Origin of the sequence: Pikeienuella piscinae (assembly GCF_011044155.1) — a bacterium.
In the GTDB taxonomy this organism is placed as follows: domain Bacteria; phylum Pseudomonadota; class Alphaproteobacteria; order Rhodobacterales; family Rhodobacteraceae; genus Pikeienuella; species Pikeienuella piscinae.
Map to the genome: position 1 here is coordinate 2,921,390 of NZ_CP049056.1, position 17,280 is coordinate 2,938,669.

Here is a 17,280-nt window from a genome sequence, read left to right on the forward strand (position 1 = left end):
GGCTGTTGCAATGCGATATGGCGTTATGACCCTGATGCGCAAGGCGAGGCTGGCGGCGGTGGTCATTCTCTTCGCGGCTGGCGGCGCGGTCGCGGAGGTCCGGATCGTCGCGCTCGGCGACAGCCTGACGCATGGCTACGGTCTGCCGGAAGAGGACGGGTTCGTCCCCCGTCTTGAGGCCTGGCTGCACGCCAACGGCGCGCCGGACGCGGTGGTGGTGAACGCCGGGGTCAGCGGCGACACCACGGCGGGCGGGCTGGCGCGGCTCGCCTGGTCGCTCGGCCCGGAGGGCGAGGCCGACGCGCTGATCGTCGAGCTGGGTGGGAACGATCTTCTGCGCGCCATCGACCCGGCGGAGAGCCGCGCCAATCTCGACTCCATCCTGACAGAGGCGGCGGCGCGCGGGCTGCCGGTCCTGCTGACCGGGATGCGCGCGCCGTTGAACTACGGGCCGGACTACAAGGCGGCTTTCGACGCGATATATCCGGAACTCGCCGCCGCGCATGACGCGATCTACGATCCGTTCTTTCTGGAGGGGCTGGTCGGCTCGCCGGAGCTTTTCCAGCCGGACGGCATTCATCCGAACGCCGCAGGCGTCGAGAGGCTGGTGGCGCGGTTCGGCCCGCTGGCGCTGGCGCTGATCGAGCGGACGCGCGGGGCGGAGTGAGCGATGCGCCTTTTCGCCGCCATCGCGCCGCCGGACAAGCTGCGCGACCGGCTCGTCGCGTTGCAGGCAGGGCTTCCCTCCGGTCGGCTGACGGCATGGGAGAATCTTCACCTCTCCCTAGCGTTCTTCGGCGAGTTGGACGGCGCGCGGGCGGAAGACCTTCACGCGGCGCTCGGTGGCGTCCGCGCGCCGGAATTCGATCTGACGTTCGACGGTGTCGGGGCGTTCGGCGGCGCGCGTCCGCGGCTTCTCTACGCCGGGGTCGGCGCGTCGCCCGCATTGTTTCATCTGCATGACAGGGTCGCCCAGGCCGCGCGCGATGCGGGCGTGGCTATGCCGGCCGAACGCTATGCGCCGCATGTCACGTTGAAGCGGCTGAAACCGGGCGAGATGCCGGCGGGCCGCGTCGCGCGCTGGCTGGCTGGCGGGGCGGGGTTCTTCGCCGGGCCGGTTCCGGTGCGCGATTTCAGGCTCTATCGCTCTACTCTGGGCCGGGTCGCGCCGGTCTACGATGAGGTCGCGCGCTATGGCCTGGCGGCGCCGGCCGGGCGCAGGTGAGACCGGCCGGCGCGCGCCCTGAAGAGAGCGAAGCGCGCATGAAGGTCCTCCGTGCGACGGGCCTCCCTCGCGGCGCGCCATATGGATCGCTTGCGCGAAGGCCGCGTCGCCGTCCCGCGACGCGGCCGGGACAATCCCCGGAGTTTCGGCTCAGGCGCGTTTGCGAACCGCCCAGAACGGGCGCTTCGCTTCGCTGTCTGCGGCCTTGGGCGCGACGCCGATATCGTCGAGCCGATGATAGGCGAGCCCGGCGAGTTCGCGGCGCTCGCGCGCGACCGAAAGCCAGAGAATTATCTTCCGCAGCGCCGCGCGGACCCCGAGAGCCACCTGGAAGCGCTGTGGCTCGGTGGAGACGCCAGTCAGGAAAGCCATCATGTCCTCCATCATTATATCGGATGATAATCACCCGAAACATCATCAGACTTGATTGATATGGAGGATCGGATATCATTAATAAAATGAATTGATCTGATCGTTCGAATCACAGGATCTGATATGGCGCGCAATCTCGACCTCACCGCTCTCAGAAGCTTCATGACCGTCGCAGACACGGGAAAGGTGACCGCGGCGGCGGCGCGGCTGAACCTCACGCAATCTGCGGTCTCGATGCAGCTCAAGCGGCTGGAGGATGCGCTGGGCCAGTCGCTTCTGGATCGCGCCGGGCGGGGCGTCGCGCTGACCTCGGAGGGGGAGCTTCTGCTTGGCTACGCGCGCCGCATGATCACGCTCAACGACGAGATCTGGGGCCGGATGACCCATGCCGATTTCGAGGGCGAGCTCGTGCTCGGCGTGCCGTGCGACATCGTCTATCCGCAGATCCCGCAGGTGATGCGCCGATTCGCGCGGGATTTCCCGCGGGTGAAGGTCTCACTCACCTCCTCCTTCACGACGCGGCTGAAGGCGGAGTTCGCGCGTGGCGAGATCGACCTGACGCTGACCACGGAATCGGATATCGAGCCGGGCGGCGAGATGCTCGACGAGAGCTGGCTGGTCTGGGTCGGCGCGCATGGCGGGACGACCTGGAAGAGCAACCCGGTGAAGCTCGCTTATGAGCGCAGCTGCATCTTCCGCCCGCTCGTGCAGCGTGCGCTTGAGGCGGCGGGGCTGGAATGGGAAATGGCGGTAGAGAGCGATCAGACCCGCCCGGTGGAGGCGGCGGTTTCCGCCGATCTGGCGATTCACACCCAGATATCCAGCTCGATCCCGCCCTATTTCGAAGTGATCCAGCATGGCGGCGCGCTACCCGAATTGCCGGCCGTCCGCATCGGCATGTATCTCGCGGACGGGCCGAAACGGCCGATCATAGAGCGTCTGGCGGAGGTCATCCGCGAGACCTACGGCGTCGGGGACGCGTCGAAGAGGATGGCCGCGGAATAGACGCAGGCGGAAGTTTCCGGCCGAAGGGCGGCGCGCGGCGCGCATCGGAAACCGGCGCATGAAATGCGAAACGCGCGTCCGCGCAAAGCGGGCGGCGCCGCCGTCTTTTGACCCGTCAGGGTCGAATTCCGACTTCTCAATCGGTCTCCGGCGGGTTACGCCGCAGAGCGCCCTGCGCGCGACGCAACGTAAACCGGGGGGAAGGAAGACCAATATGGCCATGAAGACCGACATCGAGATTGCCCGCGCGGCGAACAAACTGCCGATTCAGGAAATCGGCGCGAAGCTCAACATTCCCTCGGAACATCTCCTGCCGTTCGGCCATGACAAGGCCAAGGTCTCATCCGATTTCATCAAGGCGCAAGCCGATAAGCCCAATGGCCATCTGGTGCTGGTCACGGCCATCAACCCGACCCCGGCGGGCGAGGGCAAGACGACGACGACGGTCGGGCTGGGCGACGCGTTGAATCTGATCGGGAAGAAGGCCGCGGTCTGCATCCGTGAGGCTTCACTGGGTCCCTGCTTCGGCATGAAGGGCGGCGCCGCGGGCGGCGGCAACGCGCAGATCGTGCCGATGGAGGAGATGAATCTCCATTTCACCGGCGATTTCCACGCGATCACCTCGGCGCACAATCTGTTGAGCGCGATGATCGATAATCACATCTACTGGGGGAACAAGCTGGAGATCGACACCCGCCGCGTCACCTGGCGCCGGGTGATGGACATGAACGACCGGGCGCTGAGGCAGATCACCGCGAGCCTTGGCGGCGTCGCCAACGGATTCCCTCGCGAGGCCGGGTTCGACATCACGGTGGCGTCGGAGGTGATGGCGATCCTCTGTCTCGCCACCGACCTGAAGGACCTTGAGCGGCGGCTCGGCGCGATCATCGTCGCCTACCGGCGCGACAGGAGCCCGATCTACGCCCGCGATCTGAAGGCGGACGGCGCGATGACCGTGCTCTTGGCGCAGGCGATGCAGCCCAATCTGGTGCAGACGCTGGAGAACAACCCCGCCTTCGTCCACGGCGGCCCCTTCGCCAACATCGCGCATGGCTGCAACTCGGTGATCGCCACCCAGACCGCGCTCAAGCTCGCCGATTACGTGGTCACGGAAGCCGGATTCGGCGCCGATCTCGGGGCGGAGAAATTCCTCGACATCAAATGCCGCAAGGCCGGGCTGGCACCGGAGGCGGTGGTGATCGTCGCGACCGTGCGCGCGATGAAGATGAATGGCGGCGTGGCCAAGAGCGATCTCGGGCCGGAGAATGTCGAGGCGGTGAAGAAGGGATGCCCCAATCTCGGCCGGCACATCCAGAACATCAAGAAATTCGGCGTGCCGGCGGTGGTGGCGATCAACCATTTCGTGTCCGACACCGACGCCGAGATCGCTGCGGTGCAGGATTACGTGAAGACGATGGGCGCGGAGGCGATCGTCTGCCGGCACTGGGCCGATGGCGGCGCCGGCGCGGAGGCGCTGGCGAAGAAGGTGGTGGAGATCGTCGAAAGCGGCGCCGCGCAATACGCGCCCCTCTATCCCGACGAGATGCCGCTCTTCACCAAGATCGAGACGATCGCGAAGGAAATCTATCACGCCGACGAGGTTCTGGCCGACAAGAAGATCCGCAATCAGCTTCAGGAATGGGAGAAGGCGGGCTACGGCCATCTGCCGATCTGCATGGCGAAGACGCAGTACTCCTTCACCACCGATCCGAACCGGCGCGGCGCGCCGACCGGCCATTCGGTGCCGGTGCGCGAGGTTCGCCTCGCCGCCGGGGCGGGGTTCGTCGTCGTCATCTGCGGCGAGATCATGACCATGCCCGGCCTCCCGAGCGTCCCCGCCGCGGAGACGATCCGCTTCAACGACGCGGGCGAGATCGAGGGGCTGTCCTGAGCGCGCTTGAGGGCGCGGCCCCGCGCCGTTAGCGTGACCGCGCATCAGAAGAGGGAGAAACCCATGCGCCGCCCCGCCGTCATCGCCGCACTCTTTATCGCCTGCCTCTCGTTCGGCCCCGCCGACGAGGCGTGGGCGCAGGAGGATAAATACGCGGACTACTACTATCCTCCGGTGACCTCGGAGGAGACCTTCAGCCGTGTCATGACCGGAGGCGAGCCCGCCGATCAGGAAGTGCGGGTGAATTTCGTCACCGCGATCACCAAGGCGCAACTGGCGGCGCCTGAAAGCCCGCGCTTCGTCATCTTCGAGAAAGGCTCCGAATCGCGGAACCTGATCATTGTCGCGCTTGACGACGAGGTGTTCCGCACCGTCTTTCGCGCCCGCGCGCTCCTGGCGCAGATGACCTCGAACATGCGCGGGACCGAGTTCTTTCGGAAGCAGAACCTGCATCTGGAGGGGACGCTCTACGATATGCTTCAGGTGATGGGCTTCACATCGCTCGTCGTCTCGGACGGTGCGACCTGGGCGCATCGGGTGAATTTCGCGCCGGAGGAATGACATGAGACACGAGGCGCGGGTCAAATGGGTTCTCGAGGGCGACATGCCCTCCGGCCGTTATTCTCGAGCGCATGAGTTGCATTTCGATGGCGGCGCCGTGGTCGCCGGTTCGCCCTCTCCGGGGATCGTGCCGGCGCCCTGGTCGGACCCGGCCGGCGTCGACCCGGAGGAAGCGTTCGTGGGCGCGCTCGCGGCCTGCCACATGCTCTGGTTTCTCGACCTCGCGCGGCGCGAGGGGTATGCGGCGACCGCCTACGAGGACGCGGCCTCGGGCGTGATGGAGAAGAACGCCGCCGGCGCGCTCTGGGTCAGCCGCGTCACGCTCCGCCCGCGCGTGGTCTGGTCCAGCGGGCCGGACGCCGCGGCGGAGGCCGCGCTGCACGAGGCCGCACATCACGCCTGTTTCATCGCCAATTCGGTGAAGACGGAGATCAGCATAGAGACCGCCTGAAGGAGTCCCCCATGACTGCGACGAGAATTGACGGCAAGGCCTTCGCCCTGACCGTGAGGGAGAAGGTCGCGGCCCATGTCGCGAAGCTGAAGGCCGAGGACGGCCTCATCCCCGGCCTCGCGGTGGTGCTGGTCGGCGAGGATCCGGCCTCCGAGGTCTATGTCCGCAACAAGGGAAAGCAGACCGCCGAGGTCGGCATGAACTCCTTCGAGCACAAGCTGCCGGCGGAGACGGAGGAGGCGGCCCTGCTCGACCTGATCGCGAAACTGAACGCGGACCCGGCGGTGCATGGGATATTGGTGCAGTTGCCGCTGCCGAAGCACATGAACGCGGACGCCGTGATCAACGCCATCGCGCCGGAGAAGGACGCCGACGGGTTCCATATCTCCAGCGTCGGCCTGCTGGCGACCGGGCAGAAGGCGATGGTTCCCTGCACGCCCTTGGGCTGCCTGATGATGCTGAGAGAGCATCATGGCGATCTTTCCGGGCTGAACGCGGTGGTTCTCGGCCGCTCGAACATCGTCGGGAAACCGATGGCGCAGCTTCTCCTGCGCGACAACTGCACGGTGACGATCGCCCATAGCCGGACGCGGGATCTGCCGGCGGTCTGCGCCGGGGCGGATATTCTCGTCGCCGCCGTCGGGCGGCCGGAAATGGTCAAGGCGGACTGGGTGAAGCCCGGCGCGACGGTGATCGATGTCGGAATCAACCGGATTCCCGCGCCCGAAAAGGGCGAGGGCAAGATGCGCCTCGTCGGCGATGTCGATTATGCGGCGGTTGTCGAAGTCGCCGGCGCGATCACCCCGGTGCCGGGCGGGGTCGGGCCGATGACCATCGCCTGTCTTCTCGCCAACACGCTGACGGCGGCGTGCCGCGCCGCGGGCCTGCCGGAGCCGGAGGGGCTGACGGCCTGACTTCAGCCCCCCGCCGACCGGAGCGCGGCCAGAAGCGCGGTGGAGGCGTAGCCGTCCGGGGTGAGGTTGCGGCTGCGCTGAAAATCCCTAATCGCGGTGCGGCTCATCGGGCCGATAATGCCGTCGACGCCTTGCGTATCGAACCCGAGGCTGGTGAGGCGGCGCTGCATCTCCTCCGTCTCCGACCGGCTCAAGGGCTTGTCGTCGCGCGGCCAGGCGGCGCGGAAAGGGCCGCCCCCGGCGATCCGGTCGGAAAGATGGCCGACCGCGAGCGCGTAGGAGGTGGCGTTGTTGTAGCGCCGGATCACGTCGAAATTGGAAAAGAGCGCGAAGGCCGGGCCGTTGGCGCCGGCGGGCAGAAGGATCGCCGCTTCGCCATGATCGGGGATGGCGCCGCCGCCCGCCAGCGTCACGCCCATCGCCCGCCAGTCCGCGACCGGCCGGCGGAGCGACTGGTCCGCGAGGGTGTAGTCGAACCCCGAGGGCAGGCTGATCTCGACGCCCCAGGGAGCATCAAGTTTCCAGCCGAACCGTGAAAGGTAGTTCGCCGTCGAGGCGAGCGCGTCGCTCGGGTCGGCGGCCCAGAGATCGCGTCGCCCGTCGCCGGTGAAATCCACCGCGTAGGCCTGGAACGAGGTCGGAATGAACTGGGTGTGCCCCATCGCGCCGGCCCAGGAGCCGACCATGCGCTCCGGCGAGATGTCGCCCGAATCGATGATCTTCAGCGCCTCGATCAGCTGTTCTTCGGCGAAGTCGCGCCGTCTTCCCTCATAGGCCAGGGTCGCGAGGCTTTCGATCACCGGGATCGAGCCGTAATTGTCGCCATAGGCGCTCTCCAGCCCCCAGATCGCGAGAACGACCTCCTTGTCGACGCCATATTGGCTTTCGATGGCGCGGAGCGCGTTCGCTTCCGACGCCAGCTTCGCCTGACCGTTGGCGATGCGGGTCGGTGAGACGGCGCTGTCGAGATATTCCCAGATCGGTCGGGTGAATTCGGGCTGGTAGCGGTCAAGCTCCACGACCTTATCATTGGGCGTAACGCCCCTGAACGCGCGGTCGAAGGTCGCCGCGGATACGCCCTGCGCGAGCGCGCGAACGCGAAACCCGTCGCGCCATGCGGTGAAGCTGATGTTCGGCGCCGCGTTGTCGGCGCGCCCGGGCGCCTGGATCGGCGCGGGCGCGCTCGACGGCGCCTCCGCCCCCCCTGGGGCGGCGCAACCGGTGAGAGCGAAGGCCAGTCCGGCGATGATAGTGACTCTCGACATGTCCGCGCTCCGTTGCTCGTGCGTTACTTCTGGGCGGACGTGGTCCGCCGCGCTCCCGTCGCTCAGATCGTCAGCCGCCTGACGCCGACGATTTCCCCGAACTCGGCCTTGGCGATGCGCGCGCGGGCGGTCTCGAACGCCTCCGACACCACCGCCATGTGATGCGCGTTCGCGTGCAGCAGCATCGACGGCGAGGTCATGATCCCGACATGGCGCCGCCAGAACACCAGATCGCCGCGTTTCAGCGTTTTCGCGGACACCTCGCGCCCGAGCGCGGCCATTTGCATGTCGCTGTCGCGCGGGCAATCGACGCCAGCGGCGTGAAGCGCGGTCTGGACCAGCCCCGAACAGTCGAACCCGGCGGCGGAGCGCCCGCCCCAAAGATAGGGCGCGCCGAGGAAGCGTTCGGCCGTGGCGACCCAGAGCGCGTCGTGCGCATCGAGCGGCTTCAGCGCCGCGAGGGCCGCGTAGCCGCCGGGATCGAGCGCGGCGAAACCGCCCGTCTCCTCGCGCGGGCGCACCGTCATCCTGGCGCCGAACGGAACCGCGCCGATCGGGCGGGATTTCATGTCCGGCTCGGGATAGATCAGCGCCTGCAATGTGGCGACGCGGTGCGTCGGCTCCGTTTCCGGCCGGTTCATCAGGTCGGCTTCGGGAACATATCCGACATAGCCGTCGAGCGCCGACTGGCCCCAGGCCCAGCCGCGTTCGACCTCATAGGCGGTGAAGTCCTCGCCGAAAAGCAACTGGCTCACCTGTTCGGAATCGGCGTCGGGTGCGGCGCTCAGCGGCGCGACAGCGACCGAGACGCGCATCGGCTGGTCGGAGGCGTAGGCCCCCGCCTCCACCACCCCGCGCAGGTGCAGAGGGGCCAGATCGGGCCGGACCGGTGTGATCCGCGGGTCGCCTTCGAAAGGGTCGTCAGCCATGACGGGTCTCCAGCAGGGCAAAAAGCGCGCGCGCCGCCATGCATTCGCCGCCCTTGGGGCGGCCGGGTTTCGCGGTGTTGTTGAAGCCGTGGATATCGAAATGCGCCCAGGAGATCCCGTCGCCGACGAACCGGCGGAGGAATAGCGCGGCGGTGATCGCGCCGCCGAATCCGCCGGCGGGGGCGTTGTCGATATCCGCGATCGTCGATTTCAGGTCTTCGTCGTAAGGGTCGTAGAGTGGCAGCCGCCAGATCGGGTCGCGCGTGGTGGCGGCGGCGGTCTCGAGCGCCGCCGCGAGCGCGGAATCGTCGGTGAAATAGGGCGGCAGGTCCAGCCCGGTGGCGACCCGCGCGGCGCCGGTGAGCGTCGCAAGATCGATGAGCAGCGCCGGATCTTCCTCGGAGGCCAGCGCCAGCGCGTCGGCCAGCACCAGCCGCCCCTCGGCGTCGGTGTTGCCGATCTCGACCGTGAGGCCGAGCCGCGATTTCAGCACATCGCCGGGCCGGAAGGCGGAGGCGGAGACGGAATTCTCCACCGCCGGGATCAGCACCCGGAGCCGGACGGGCAGCCCGCGCGCCATGACCATATGCGCGAGGGCGAGGACGTTGGCCGCGCCGCCCATGTCCTTCTTCATCAGCCGCATGCCGGCGGCGGGTTTCAGATCCAGCCCGCCAGTGTCGAAGCAGACGCCCTTGCCGACAAGGCTGACTTTCGGATGCGCGGGGTCGCCCCAGCAGAGGTCGATCAGCCGCGGCGCCTCCGCCGCCGCCCGGCCGACCGCGTGGATCATCGGGAAATTGGCGTCGAGAAGCGCGTCGCCCGCAGTTACCGAGATTTCCGCCCCATGGCGCGCGGCGAGCGTGCGCGCGGCCTGCTCCAGCGCGGCCGGCCCCATGTCGTTCGCCGGCGTGTTGATCAGGTCGCGCGCCAGATAAGCCCCCTCGGCGATGGTCAGAAGGCGCGCGGCGTCCACGCCCGGAGGGGGGACGAGCCGCGCCTCTTGGGGCGTCGCCTTCTTGTAGCGGTCATACCGATATGCCGAGAGGAGCCAACCGAGCGCGGCTTCATCGGCCTCCTCCGGCGCCAACTCGCCTTCGATGGAGTAATCGCCCTCGGGCGCCTTCGCGGCGAAACCGGCGAGCGCGAAGCGGCGCGCGGCGCGGGTTTTCGCGTCGCCCCAGCCGAAGAGCGCGGCGGACACCCCGCCCACGCCATCCGGAATCAGGACCGTCTCGCCGAGTTTGCCGGAAAAGCCGTTGAGCCGCGCCCAGGCGGCCGCTTCGGGCGCCAGCGCGTCGAGCGCTGCGTTCGCAGCGCGAGTTTCGATCAGATGGAGCGGCGTCGGCCGCGCCCCGCCCTCGCCTCCGAATTCCGGGGTCATATCGTTCGCTCCCGCGGCCGCGCCGCTTCAGTAAAATCCAAGGCTGAAACTTCCGAGCCCGATTCCGAGGCCCGCGCCGACATTGACGCCGCCGCTGCCGACGCCGACGCCGAGTTGCGGATAGATGCGCGGATAAGATCTGACCACCTGGCGATCGTCCTTATAGGTTTCGTAGGTGTCATGGGCGACGGTGGCTCCCTGCGCCTGATTCCAGCCTTCGATCCAATCCGCCTCCGCTCCGGCGTCGAGCGGGGCGCCGCCGCGGGCGCAGGCCTCGCGATAGGCGGCGATCCGCGAGATATCCGCGCCGTCCAGCCCGTCCTCATAACCGACGGCGCGCCAGTTCGCAGCGCATTGCGCGGGCGAAAGCGACGCCGTCGTCGTCGCGCAGGCGCCGAGCAGAAGGGCGGCGAGGATCGGAGGGACCGAGCGTATCATCCCGTCGATCTAGCACCGCCGCGCGGCGAAATCGAGGCGCGCCGGAGGTCAACGCCCGCCAGCGACATCAATGATCGCGCCGGTGACGTAGCTCGCCTCGTCCGAGAGCAGCCAGAGGATCGCGGCGGCCGTCTCCTCGGCCGTGCCGGCGCGGCCAAGCGGCTGGTCCGGGCCCAGAATCTCCGCCCGGTCCGGCATCCCCGCGTCGCCGTGAATATCGGTCTCGATGATGCCAGGACGGACGGCGTTGACCCGGACGGAGGGCGCAAGCTCGACCGCGAGGCCCCTGGTGAGCGTGTCCATCGCGCCTTTCGTGGCGGCGTAATCGACGAAATTATTCGCTCCGCCAAGCCGCGCGGCGGCCGATGAGACGATGGCGATGGCGCCGCCCGGTCCGCCGCCCGCGGCGGGCATCCGGCGCGCGGCCTCGCGCGCGGTCAGAAGCGCGCCGGTGGTGTTGATATCGACGATCCGGCGGATGCGGTCCGCATCCATGCCGGCGAGCGGCCCGGCCGGCCCGATCACCCCGGCGTTGACCACGCATTTGTCCACCGGACCGAGGGCGGCGCCGAGATCGAAGAGCGCCGCGAGATGCGCTTCGTCGCGCGCGTCGCCCTGCAGCACCTCGCAGGCGACGCCGAGGGCGCGCGCCTCCGCCGCGGTCGCCTCAGCCGCCGCTTCGTTCGCGACATAGGAGAACGCGGCTGACCAGCCGCGCCGCGCGGCGCCGAGGACGATGGCGCGGCCGATGCCGCGCGAACCGCCGGTGATGACGAGAACTGACATGGGGTCTCCTTAGATTGACGAATGAGAGTGATCGCGCCGCCGCGGCGCGGTCAAGAGCGCGAGAGGCGCGCGCGCCGGTTGCCAAAGCCGTCCCGCTCGGGTGATGTGCGCGCGAACCGATTTGAGAGGACTCCCCCATGAAAGCACTGATCTGCGAAACCTTCGGCCCTTACAACACGCACAAGGTGCGGGAGGTGGACCCGCCCGAATTGCTGAAGGGGCAGATTCGCGTCTCGATCCGTGCGGCGGGGGTGAATTTTCCGGACATCCTGATCGTCGAAGGGAAGTATCAGCACAAACCCCCGTTCCCCTTCATCCCAGGCGCGGAATGCGCCGGCGTGGTGAGCGAGATCGGCGAGGGCGTCGAAGGATTCGCGCTCGGCGACCGGGTCTTCTTCGGGATTCCGAACGGCGCCTTCGCCGAGGAGGCGGTGGTCGACGCGGCGCGGGTCTCTCACCTCCCGGAAACGATGAGTTTCGAGGAGGCGTCGGCGATCAACCTCGTCTACGGCACATCCTATCACGCGCTCAAGGATCGGGCGGAGCTGAAACCCGGCGAGACGGTTTTCGTTCTCGGCGCGGCGGGGGGTGTCGGCCTCGCGGCGGTCGAACTGGCGAAAGCGATGGGCGCGACGGTGATCGCCGGGGCGAGCTCGGCCGAGAAGCTTGCGGTCGCGCGGGAGCATGGCGCCGATCTCTGCGTCAATTACGCCGAGGAGGACATCAAGGAAAAGGTGCGTGAGCTTTCCGGCGGCGGCGTCGACGTGGTCTATGACCCGGTCGGCGACAAGCTGGCGGAGCCGTCGTTCCGGGCGCTCGGCTGGGAGGGGCGCTATCTGGTCGTCGGCTTCGCCGGCGGCGAGATTCCGCGCTTGCCGCTCAATCTCGCGCTGCTGAAATCGGCCGATATCAGGGGCGTCTTCTGGGGCCAGTGGACGGCGCGGAACCCGGAGAAGCACCGCAAGAACACCCAGGAATTCCTGCACCTGTTCACCGAGGGCAAGATCCGGCCGCGAATCTCCGCCTCCTACAGGTTGGAGGATTTCGTGAAGGCCTATGACGACATCGCGAACCGGCGGGCGATGGGCAAGGTCGTCCTCACCATGGGCGACTGAAAGGGGCGCCACGTCGGGCCGTGCGCTGTCGGCGCCGGCGCCCGGCGGCGACGGGCGCCCGGTTCAGACCGTCAGGACGATCTTGCCGATATGGGTCGAGCTTTCCATCAGCCGGTGAGCGTCGGCGGCCTTCTTCAGCGGAAAGCGCGCGGCCATCACCGGTTTCACCCGCCCCGCCTCGATCAACGGCCAGACCTTTTCGCGGAGGCTGTCGGCGATCTCGGCCTTCTCGGCGATGCTGCGCGGGCGCAAGGTCGAGCCGGTGATGGTGAGGCGTTTGAGCATGACCTGAACGAAGTTCAGCTTGACCTCCGGCCCCTGCAAAAACGCGATCTGCACGATCCGGCCTTGATCGGCGGCGAGCTTCACATTGCGCGGAATGTAGTCGCCGCCGACCATGTCGAGGATCAGGTCGACGCCGCGTTTGCCGGTCGCCTCGCGCAGGACCTCGACATAATCCGCCTCGCGGTAGTTCACGGCGATCTCGGCGCCGAGTTCGCGGCAGATCGCGGTCTTGTCGTCGCCGCCGGCGGTGGTGAAGACGCGGGCGCCAAAGGCGTTCGCGAGCTGGATCGCGGTGGTGCCGATGCCGGAGGAACCGCCATGAACGAGGAATGTCTCGCCCGCCTTCAGCCGGCCCCGGTCGAAGACATTGGTCCAGACGGTGAAGAAGGTCTCGGGCAGCGCCGCCGCCTCCTCCATCGAGAGGCCGGCGGGAACGCGCAGCGCGTGATCCTCGTGCGTCGCGGCGTATTCGGCGTAGCCGCCGCCGGCGAGCAGCGCGCAGACCTTGTCGCCGACGCGCCAGCGGGTGACGGCGGCGCCGATGGCGGCGACCTCGCCCGCAGCCTCCAGCCCCGGCAGGTCGGACGCGCCGGGCGGCGGTGGATAGGCGCCGGCGCGCTGGAGGCAATCCGGCCGGTTCACGCCGGCGGCTCTGACGCGGATCAGGATCTGGTCGGGGGCTACTGCGGGAAGCGGCCGGGTGGCGGCGGTCAGGGCTTCCGGCCCGCCCGGTTTCGAGATCTCCACGACGCGCATCGTTTCCGGCAGGTTTGTCATGTCGCTTCCCATCACCCGTTCGCTGCGAAACTCTTCAGCCTGGACTTATGCCGCCGAAGCTGCGGCGGCGAAACCCGAAACTGGCGGTATCCGGCGTCGCCGCCGCCGGGCGGAGAGCCGTGGCGACCGGCGTCCGCCCGGGTTGATCGCCCAGCGCTGGGTGACGACGACCGCGTTTCATTACGATGTCGGCTTTCCCGGCTCGGGCGACAGGCATGTCGCCGGCCAGGGCTATGAATTCGATGGCGCAAGCGTTCCCTTCCCGCTCACGGACTTCGTGCCGCAGACCCATTCGCTGTATCTTGGCGCCGCGGCGCTGCATCACTGGCTCTATCAGATCGACTATCAGACCGTGGCGCGGGAAAGAGCCGATGCGATATTCCGCGAGGCGATGATCGATGATCGTCCTCGGGCTCAACTGGATCCGGGCGGGGCTGATGTGGTGGGCGGTGCGGGCCGGCGGCTGGGCGGACTGGTGCAGCCGCCAGCCCGAAACCTTCACCTGGCGTATTCTCCGGCTGCCGTGGATTCCCCGCGTTTCGCTGATCTGGACAGTCACCGTCATCCGCGGGCTGTGGGGGGCGCTGGTCATCGAACTCTTGTCGCTCAAGACCTATCGGGCGGAGGCGGCGCGGATCCGGGCGCTCGACGCGCCGGAGTGACGCCGGGCGAGGCTTCCGGGCTTGCGCCGGGCCGCGCCGCGCGTCAGGTTCTCGCCGGCAACCCCGAGGGAGGACGAAATGGCGAGGACGGCTCTGATCACCGGCGCGGGCAGCGGCATTGGCCGCGCGAGCGCGCGGAAACTGGCGCAAAGCGGCTGGCGCGTTGCGCTGGTCGGGCGGCGGCGCGCGGCGCTGGAGGAGGCGGCGAAGGAGATCGGCGACGCCGCGCTCGTCCTTCCAGCCGATATCGCGAAACCGGATGAAGTCGAGGCGATCTTCATCGAGGCGGCGAAGGCGTTCGGCCGACTCGACCTCCTCTTCAACAACGCCGGGCGCGGCGCGCCCGTCGCCGATATCGACGATATGACGCTCGAGGACTGGTATGGCGTCGTCGACGCCAATCTCCATGGCTCCATGCTCTGTGCGCGGGCCGCGTTCGCGCTGATGAAGCGGCAGGACCCGAAGGGCGGACGGATCATCAACAACGGCTCGATCAGCGCCCATGCGCCCCGGCCCGGCTCCGTCGCCTATACGGTGACGAAACACGCGATCACCGGGCTGACGCGGACACTTTCGCTCGATGGGCGCAAGCATGACATAGCCTGCGGCCAGATCGACATCGGCAACGCGCTGACCGAAATGGCGGCGCGGATGGTCGACGGCGTGCCGCAGGCCGACGGGACGATCAAGGCCGAGGCGGTGATGGACCCCGAGCATGTCGCGGACGCGGTCGTCCAGATGGCGGAGTTCCCGCTGGAGACGAACGTCCAGTTCATGACCATCATGGCGACGAAGATGCCCTTCGTCGGGCGCGGCTGACCGCGAAGCGATGGAGAAGATCGCCGGCGTCGCCGCGTTGGAGGCGCGTTGGAGGCGCGTTACGGCGCGCCGAGCGAAGCCTCGGTGATCAAGGTCGCGCCGCGCCTCACACCGGTATATCGACGCTGGATCGCGGCGAGCCGGTTCTGCATCCTGACCACCGTCGGGCCCGAGGGGGGTCGCCATTCTCGACGACCGGCGGCTGGCGCTGCCGGACTGGCGTGGCAATCAGCGGCTCGACAGCCTGCGCAACGTTGTGCGCGATGGACGCGCGGCGCTGATATTCTTCGTTCCCGGCTCGAGCAACGTCATCCGCGTGAACGGAACCGCCTGGCTGACGGCGGACGCGGGCTTGCGCGCGCGTTTCGCGCGCAAGACCTTGCGCCCCGCCACGGTGGTCGTGTTCGATATCGCCGAGGTCTATTCGCAATGCGCGCCCGGCTCTGGACCTCGGGCGATGAAAGCGCCGATCTGCCGAGCGTCGGCGACATGCTGGCGGAGATCACGGCGGGGCGGATCGCCGCCGCGGCCTATGATTCAGACTGGCCCGGACGCGCGGCGAAAACCATGTGGTGACCACAGCCCGCAGGCGGCTGAGGGTCGGCGGAGGGCGTGGCGCGCCGCGAGGAGCGCCGAAAATCGGAACACCGGACAGGCTGAAGAATGTAAGAAAAAGGCCCAGACGCGCCAGCAGCGAGAGAAGGCCGGGAAGGAGCGTGAGGACCGCGTCGCGAGGCAGAAGGGGCGGGGCGCCCGCGATCAACTACGGAGGCCAGCAGGTCGTCTCCAATGACGGCGACCAGGTGGTGACGCGCGGGTCGCGGGGGAATTACAATTTCTATCGAGATGACGATGCGTTGATCCGCCGGCCGGGACGGCGCCGAGCGGCTTCAGGCTTCGCGGCCCGGGGTGGGCGGGTTCCCCCGCGCGCGACGGATTGGACAGGCTCGAAGCCCCCGCCATCACCGACTACGCAGATGATCTTGGTGCGGTGGATTCCGGTTTTGAAGTTGTCATGCGCCTGCATCCGCGCGGGAAATCACCGCGCCATCGCGCGGGGATTCTGTGAATAGTATGGCTTTTCAATTGGATAACCTCCTTATCGCACGCGATAAGGGGCGCCGCCGTTCAACCCGCGCCGACCTCCGCCGCGATCGTCGCGCGGCTTTTCCGGGCTCGCTCGGTCGCGGATTTGAGCTGGCCGCAGGCGGCCATGATGTCCTGCCCGCGCGGGGTTCTCACCGGGCTGGCGTAACCGGCGCGGTTGACGATTTCGGCGAAGGCCTCGATCCGGTCCCAGTCCGAACGTTCATAGGGCGAGCCGGGCCAGGGATTGAAGGGGATGAGGTTGATCTTCGCCGGAATGCCGGCGATCAACTTCACCAGCCGGCGCGCGTCGGCGTCGGAATCGTTCACGTCTTTCAGCATCACGTATTCGAAGGTGATCCGCTCGGCGTTGGAAAGCCGCGGCCAGTTGCGGCAGGCTTCCAGCAGCGCCGCGATGTTCCATTTGCGGTTGATCGGCACCAGCTCGTTCCGCAATTCGTCACGCGTCGCGTGAAAGGAGATCGCCAGCATGCAGCCGATCTCCTCGCCCGCCCGGACGATCTCGGGAACGACGCCGGATGTCGAAAGCGTGATCCGGCGGCGCGAGAGGCCGAGCCCCGCATCGTCCATCGCGATTCGCATCGCGTCGCGGACATTGTCGGTATTGTAGAGCGGCTCGCCCATGCCCATCAGCACGATGTTGGAGAGGAGACGTTTCTCGCCCACCTGCTTGCCGGCCGACGTCCATTCGCCGAGATCGTCGCGGCAGACGAGGATTTGGCCGACGATCTCCGCCGTGGTCAGGTTTCTGACCAGCGTCTGGGTGCCGGTATGGCAGAATGTGCAGTTCAGCGTGCAGCCGACCTGGGAGGAGATGCAGAGCGTGCCGCGGTCCTCCTCCGGAATATAGACCGCCTCGACCTCATGCCCGCCATCGAGTTTGAGAAGGTATTTGCGCGTGCCGTCGGCGGAGATCAGCCGCTCGGCGACCTCCGGCCGGGAGATGCGGAACTGCTCCGCCAGCGTGGCGCGAAGATCGCGCGAGAGGCTGGTCATTTCGGCGGCGTCGGTGACGCCCTTCTCATAGAGCCAGCCCCAGATTTGCGCGGTGCGCATGTTCGCCTGCCGCTCGGGCGTTCCGGCCTCGATCAGCGCGGCGCGGAGCGTATCGCGACTCATGCCGATCAGATTCGGTTTCAATCCTTTCGGCGTCACGCGCGGCAACACGCGGGCGTCAGGCGCGATCGGCGCATTTCTGATCTGGGCCGGTTCGGCCATCGTATCGATCCTCGAACGGCGAAAGCCCGCCACAGGCGGGCCGGGCGCTCCGTGCGCCCTCTTCACATAGTGGACGCGC

19 protein-coding genes and 2 pseudogenes are annotated in these 17,280 nt (G+C 67.8%); 13 read left to right on the plus strand and 8 right to left on the minus strand.

From position 1 onward, the window contains the following. Positions 1 to 10: 10 nt before the first annotated feature. Both G5B40_RS13845 and thpR read left to right on the plus strand, forming a co-directional pair. Positions 11 to 667, plus strand: a complete 657-nt coding sequence (locus G5B40_RS13845) for an arylesterase (protein ID WP_246209523.1) — start codon at positions 11 to 13, stop codon at positions 665 to 667. Between the two features lie 3 nt (positions 668 to 670). Continuing rightward, positions 671 to 1,225: an RNA 2',3'-cyclic phosphodiesterase gene (gene thpR, locus G5B40_RS13850; protein ID WP_165099717.1), complete on the plus strand. Its 555-nt coding sequence runs from the start codon at positions 671 to 673 to the stop codon at positions 1,223 to 1,225. A gap of 150 nt (positions 1,226 to 1,375) precedes the next feature. Here the strand turns inward: thpR and G5B40_RS13855 are convergent, their stop codons facing one another. Then, on the minus strand, positions 1,376 to 1,597 hold the full coding sequence (locus G5B40_RS13855; RefSeq protein ID WP_165099719.1) for a DUF1127 domain-containing protein: 222 nt from the start codon (positions 1,595 to 1,597) through the stop codon (positions 1,376 to 1,378). A 123-nt stretch (positions 1,598 to 1,720) separates the two neighbouring features. Between G5B40_RS13855 and G5B40_RS13860 the strand changes: the two genes are divergently transcribed. From G5B40_RS13860 to folD, 5 genes are all read left to right on the plus strand, one after another. Further along, positions 1,721 to 2,602 (plus strand): LysR family transcriptional regulator, encoded by an 882-nt coding sequence (locus tag G5B40_RS13860; protein ID WP_165099721.1) that lies wholly within the window; start codon positions 1,721 to 1,723, stop codon positions 2,600 to 2,602. 214 nt (positions 2,603 to 2,816) lie between these two features. After that, complete coding sequence (locus tag G5B40_RS13865) at positions 2,817 to 4,493, plus strand: formate--tetrahydrofolate ligase (RefSeq protein WP_165099724.1); 1,677 nt, start codon at positions 2,817 to 2,819, stop codon at positions 4,491 to 4,493. Between the two features lie 63 nt (positions 4,494 to 4,556). Further along, positions 4,557 to 5,054 (plus strand): hypothetical protein, encoded by a 498-nt coding sequence (locus G5B40_RS13870; RefSeq protein WP_246209524.1) that lies wholly within the window; start codon positions 4,557 to 4,559, stop codon positions 5,052 to 5,054. A 1-nt stretch (position 5,055) separates the two neighbouring features. Next, positions 5,056 to 5,505, plus strand: a complete 450-nt coding sequence (locus G5B40_RS13875) for an OsmC family protein (RefSeq protein ID WP_165099726.1) — start codon at positions 5,056 to 5,058, stop codon at positions 5,503 to 5,505. Positions 5,506 to 5,516: 11 nt separating this feature from the next. Continuing rightward, the gene (folD, locus tag G5B40_RS13880) at positions 5,517 to 6,419 is read left to right on the plus strand and encodes a bifunctional methylenetetrahydrofolate dehydrogenase/methenyltetrahydrofolate cyclohydrolase FolD (protein WP_165099729.1); all 903 of its coding nucleotides are present in this window, start codon (positions 5,517 to 5,519) and stop codon (positions 6,417 to 6,419) included. 2 nt (positions 6,420 to 6,421) lie between these two features. Here the strand turns inward: folD and G5B40_RS13885 are convergent, their stop codons facing one another. From G5B40_RS13885 to G5B40_RS13905, 5 genes are all read right to left on the minus strand, one after another. Beyond that, positions 6,422 to 7,684: a lytic murein transglycosylase gene (locus G5B40_RS13885; RefSeq protein WP_165099731.1), complete on the minus strand. Its 1,263-nt coding sequence runs from the start codon at positions 7,682 to 7,684 to the stop codon at positions 6,422 to 6,424. A 62-nt stretch (positions 7,685 to 7,746) separates the two neighbouring features. Beyond that, positions 7,747 to 8,613, minus strand: a complete 867-nt coding sequence (locus tag G5B40_RS13890) for a C40 family peptidase (RefSeq protein WP_165099733.1) — start codon at positions 8,611 to 8,613, stop codon at positions 7,747 to 7,749. Beyond that, positions 8,606 to 9,994, minus strand: coding sequence for a leucyl aminopeptidase family protein (locus tag G5B40_RS13895; protein WP_165099735.1), 1,389 nt, complete (start codon positions 9,992 to 9,994; stop codon positions 8,606 to 8,608). Before G5B40_RS13895 ends, G5B40_RS13890 begins: the two co-directional genes overlap by 8 nt. A gap of 27 nt (positions 9,995 to 10,021) precedes the next feature. Further along, the gene (locus G5B40_RS13900) at positions 10,022 to 10,432 is read right to left on the minus strand and encodes a DUF2799 domain-containing protein (RefSeq protein ID WP_165099737.1); all 411 of its coding nucleotides are present in this window, start codon (positions 10,430 to 10,432) and stop codon (positions 10,022 to 10,024) included. Between the two features lie 48 nt (positions 10,433 to 10,480). Continuing rightward, a complete protein-coding gene (locus G5B40_RS13905) occupies positions 10,481 to 11,218 on the minus strand; it encodes an SDR family oxidoreductase (RefSeq protein WP_165099740.1) in 738 nt (245 codons plus the stop codon). Between the two features lie 137 nt (positions 11,219 to 11,355). On the opposite strand from G5B40_RS13905, the gene G5B40_RS13910 reads away from it, so the two are divergent. Next, positions 11,356 to 12,333 (plus strand): NADPH:quinone oxidoreductase family protein, encoded by a 978-nt coding sequence (locus G5B40_RS13910; RefSeq protein ID WP_165099742.1) that lies wholly within the window; start codon positions 11,356 to 11,358, stop codon positions 12,331 to 12,333. Between the two features lie 63 nt (positions 12,334 to 12,396). On the opposite strand, the gene G5B40_RS13915 is transcribed toward G5B40_RS13910, so the two are convergent. Next, a complete protein-coding gene (locus G5B40_RS13915) occupies positions 12,397 to 13,395 on the minus strand; it encodes an NAD(P)H-quinone oxidoreductase (RefSeq protein WP_179961581.1) in 999 nt (332 codons plus the stop codon). Between G5B40_RS13915 and G5B40_RS21540 the strand changes: the two are divergent. From G5B40_RS21540 to G5B40_RS21550, 5 genes and pseudogenes are all read left to right on the plus strand, one after another. Further along, positions 13,394 to 13,732: pseudogene (locus tag G5B40_RS21540) on the plus strand (DUF1353 domain-containing protein); the annotation flags it as partial. The gene G5B40_RS13915 and the pseudogene G5B40_RS21540 overlap by 2 nt on opposite strands. Positions 13,733 to 13,793: 61 nt before the next feature. Continuing rightward, positions 13,794 to 14,057, plus strand: coding sequence for a hypothetical protein (locus G5B40_RS20905; RefSeq protein WP_179961570.1), 264 nt, complete (start codon positions 13,794 to 13,796; stop codon positions 14,055 to 14,057). Positions 14,058 to 14,135: 78 nt separating this feature from the next. After that, positions 14,136 to 14,876, plus strand: coding sequence for an SDR family oxidoreductase (locus tag G5B40_RS13925; protein ID WP_165099747.1), 741 nt, complete (start codon positions 14,136 to 14,138; stop codon positions 14,874 to 14,876). 208 nt (positions 14,877 to 15,084) lie between these two features. Next, positions 15,085 to 15,249, plus strand: a pseudogene (locus G5B40_RS21570) (pyridoxamine 5'-phosphate oxidase family protein); the annotation flags it as partial. Between the two features lie 56 nt (positions 15,250 to 15,305). Beyond that, entirely contained in the window at positions 15,306 to 15,452 is a 147-nt protein-coding gene (locus tag G5B40_RS21550; RefSeq protein ID WP_425500064.1) for a hypothetical protein, read from the plus strand. Positions 15,453 to 16,004: 552 nt separating this feature from the next. Here the strand turns inward: G5B40_RS21550 and rlmN are convergent. Further along, positions 16,005 to 17,201: a dual-specificity RNA methyltransferase RlmN gene (gene rlmN / locus G5B40_RS13935; RefSeq protein ID WP_165099749.1), complete on the minus strand. Its 1,197-nt coding sequence runs from the start codon at positions 17,199 to 17,201 to the stop codon at positions 16,005 to 16,007. Between the last annotated feature and the right edge of the window lie 79 nt (positions 17,202 to 17,280).

What these genes read in the sequence shown, in the direction of transcription:
- G5B40_RS13845 (WP_246209523.1), top strand. Translation starts at nt 11, where the DNA reads ATGCGATATGGCGTTATGACCCTGATGCGCAAGGCGAGGCTGGCGGCG.
- thpR (WP_165099717.1), top strand. Translation starts at nt 671, where the DNA reads ATGCGCCTTTTCGCCGCCATCGCGCCGCCGGACAAGCTGCGCGACCGG.
- G5B40_RS13855 (WP_165099719.1), bottom strand. Translation starts at nt 1,597, where the DNA reads ATGGCTTTCCTGACTGGCGTCTCCACCGAGCCACAGCGCTTCCAGGTG.
- G5B40_RS13860 (WP_165099721.1), top strand. Translation starts at nt 1,721, where the DNA reads ATGGCGCGCAATCTCGACCTCACCGCTCTCAGAAGCTTCATGACCGTC.
- G5B40_RS13865 (WP_165099724.1), top strand. Translation starts at nt 2,817, where the DNA reads ATGGCCATGAAGACCGACATCGAGATTGCCCGCGCGGCGAACAAACTG.
- G5B40_RS13870 (WP_246209524.1), top strand. Translation starts at nt 4,557, where the DNA reads ATGCGCCGCCCCGCCGTCATCGCCGCACTCTTTATCGCCTGCCTCTCG.
- G5B40_RS13875 (WP_165099726.1), top strand. Translation starts at nt 5,056, where the DNA reads ATGAGACACGAGGCGCGGGTCAAATGGGTTCTCGAGGGCGACATGCCC.
- folD (WP_165099729.1), top strand. Translation starts at nt 5,517, where the DNA reads ATGACTGCGACGAGAATTGACGGCAAGGCCTTCGCCCTGACCGTGAGG.
- G5B40_RS13885 (WP_165099731.1), bottom strand. Translation starts at nt 7,684, where the DNA reads ATGTCGAGAGTCACTATCATCGCCGGACTGGCCTTCGCTCTCACCGGT.
- G5B40_RS13890 (WP_165099733.1), bottom strand. Translation starts at nt 8,613, where the DNA reads ATGGCTGACGACCCTTTCGAAGGCGACCCGCGGATCACACCGGTCCGG.
- G5B40_RS13895 (WP_165099735.1), bottom strand. Translation starts at nt 9,994, where the DNA reads ATGACCCCGGAATTCGGAGGCGAGGGCGGGGCGCGGCCGACGCCGCTC.
- G5B40_RS13900 (WP_165099737.1), bottom strand. Translation starts at nt 10,432, where the DNA reads ATGATACGCTCGGTCCCTCCGATCCTCGCCGCCCTTCTGCTCGGCGCC.
- G5B40_RS13905 (WP_165099740.1), bottom strand. Translation starts at nt 11,218, where the DNA reads ATGTCAGTTCTCGTCATCACCGGCGGTTCGCGCGGCATCGGCCGCGCC.
- G5B40_RS13910 (WP_165099742.1), top strand. Translation starts at nt 11,356, where the DNA reads ATGAAAGCACTGATCTGCGAAACCTTCGGCCCTTACAACACGCACAAG.
- G5B40_RS13915 (WP_179961581.1), bottom strand. Translation starts at nt 13,395, where the DNA reads ATGACAAACCTGCCGGAAACGATGCGCGTCGTGGAGATCTCGAAACCG.
- G5B40_RS20905 (WP_179961570.1), top strand. Translation starts at nt 13,794, where the DNA reads ATGATCGTCCTCGGGCTCAACTGGATCCGGGCGGGGCTGATGTGGTGG.
- G5B40_RS13925 (WP_165099747.1), top strand. Translation starts at nt 14,136, where the DNA reads ATGGCGAGGACGGCTCTGATCACCGGCGCGGGCAGCGGCATTGGCCGC.
- G5B40_RS21550 (WP_425500064.1), top strand. Translation starts at nt 15,306, where the DNA reads ATGCGCGCCCGGCTCTGGACCTCGGGCGATGAAAGCGCCGATCTGCCG.
- rlmN (WP_165099749.1), bottom strand. Translation starts at nt 17,201, where the DNA reads ATGGCCGAACCGGCCCAGATCAGAAATGCGCCGATCGCGCCTGACGCC.